Annotated in this window: 2 protein-coding genes; one reads left to right on the top strand and one right to left on the bottom strand. The window is 61.8% G+C overall.

Annotated elements, in window-relative coordinates:
- A partial coding sequence (locus ACH107_RS32490) for an AAA family ATPase (protein ID WP_412509729.1) occupies positions 1 to 580 on the top strand: 580 nt, incomplete at its 5' end.
- A gap of 691 nt (positions 581 to 1,271) precedes the next feature.
- Here ACH107_RS32490 and ACH107_RS32485 read toward each other — a convergent pair.
- Complete coding sequence (locus ACH107_RS32485) at positions 1,272 to 1,709, bottom strand: hypothetical protein (protein WP_412509728.1); 438 nt, start codon at positions 1,707 to 1,709, stop codon at positions 1,272 to 1,274.
- Positions 1,710 to 1,811 lie beyond the last annotated feature (102 nt).

The following is a 1,811-nucleotide window of genomic DNA, read 5'->3' as shown; positions in this document are numbered from 1 at the left end:
CGCCGCAGCGCTCGGCGTGCCGACCACGCTGGTCGACGCGGCGGCGGAGGCGGCGAGTTTCGCGGTGGCGGGGATGCAGCGCGGCTGGGCCAACGCGGGCGCTGGAAAGCCGCTGGACACGATCCTGAACCACCGCGTTCTGAACCCCATCGTGGTCGTCGACGAACTCGAGAAGGCGGGGGCCGTGCGCGACACCTCCGGCACCCGCCACAACCTGACCGAGGCGCTGCTCGCGTTGATGGAGCCGATCTCGGCGGCACGCTGGGAGTGCCCGTTCTACCGCGTGCCGTTCGACATGTCCGGGATCGGCTGGATCATGACCGCGAACAGCCGCAGGGGCCTGCCCGAGCCGCTCCTGAGCCGCTGCCCGCCGCTGGTGCTCCCGGCGCTCACCCTGTCGGACCTCATCGGCTTCGCCGAGCGCGACGGCGCGGCCCGCGGCCTGACCGGCCCGGCACTGGACGCGATCATCGAGACCCTCCAGCATCACCGCGACCGCGCCGACGCCCTGAGCCTGCGCGTGGTCCAGCGCATGCTCAACCGGGCCGAACAGCTTGAGCGGCGGCCGGTGTTGAATTGAGGGGAGGTATGCCGCCGGGTGGGCCGGGACGCTTGGGAATACGGGCTCCCAGCCCACCCTCATCCCGGTCGCATGACGGCCGCGCTGCGTAGAAGGGGTGGAAATAACCTCTTCCTTCTTGCAGCTTGGTCGACCGTCAGCTCTGCGCGTGAGGTGACGGGTCTGGCTTGCAAAACATGGTCGCCTCCCGAGACACGCTCGGCCCTGCGCCGACACTCGGACCAGACGCGGTAGATGGCCGGTTCCAGCCCGAAGCGGAAGCACCGCTGCCAGATCGAAATTACGCAAGTTAAGTGGACTTAATAGACGACGGTTGCTCCAGGTTCATCCACAGACGTAGTTGAACATAACGTTGTGGGCGTCGTTTGGTGTCGGGAGGTTTAGAATTCGCTGATTCTCCGGAAGATTCGGCATCGGCATGACCCGCGAGGAGTAGGTGGAAGTGATCCATCCGTCTGAGATCCGAGCGCGGCTGCCAGCGCAATCAACGGTTAGGATTTGGTTCATAAACATCCGCCCCTGCGGCTGATCAGCAAGAAAGCGAATGTGCACTTGGACGAAGCCGTTTCGGTGCAAGATCGAGTCCATGTCCATCTCGGCGCTAGGACTTCCGCCTAGATATGCCCAGTCCTGCGCACTGGCCGGCTCGCCTACCGCCACCGGCACGGTAAGAGCCGCTGCGATTATCCACTTATTCACGACCGAAATCCCCCATGGGAATGCCGTGGCGCTCGACAACGTCTACAACGCAGCTTCTCATGCGTGCCGGCTGGCCAGTGTAGACCTTACAATAGTAATCTAAGTCCGACCGGAATGCCTCATAGTCCTGTCGAGACATTCCGAGATCTCCCATCATGCGTTGGATGTCGGACTCTTGCGCCGCGAAATCCTTTGAGTTGAGCCTGTAGTCCTCCATCTCGCGCTCAGTCAGCATACGCACGTTACCAGGATCGACGCTGAACATATCCTCTGCCAGTCGCTGTGGGATGTTCATCTCGCGCAAGTAGTCGATGGATCTAAGCCGCAGAGCCTTGATCTCTTCACCAATGCGGTCGGGATCGCCGGACACGAAGTAAGGACGGTGAATCCCAACTGTTCCATGAACGGTCTTGTCGATGGCTGCGGCCAAAAGTGTGCGTCTTCAGATAATTTGGGACATCAGAGCGTGCTTTCGTTTGGAGGCTCTGGCTCATCCTTGATTGAGTTTACGCGTTTTCAGTTTGGTGGCGCA

This window comes from Roseovarius halophilus (ex Wu et al. 2025), from assembly GCF_047086965.1.
Note: the sequence above shows the minus strand (reverse complement) of the source record. Positions and strands in the feature narration are given on the sequence as shown.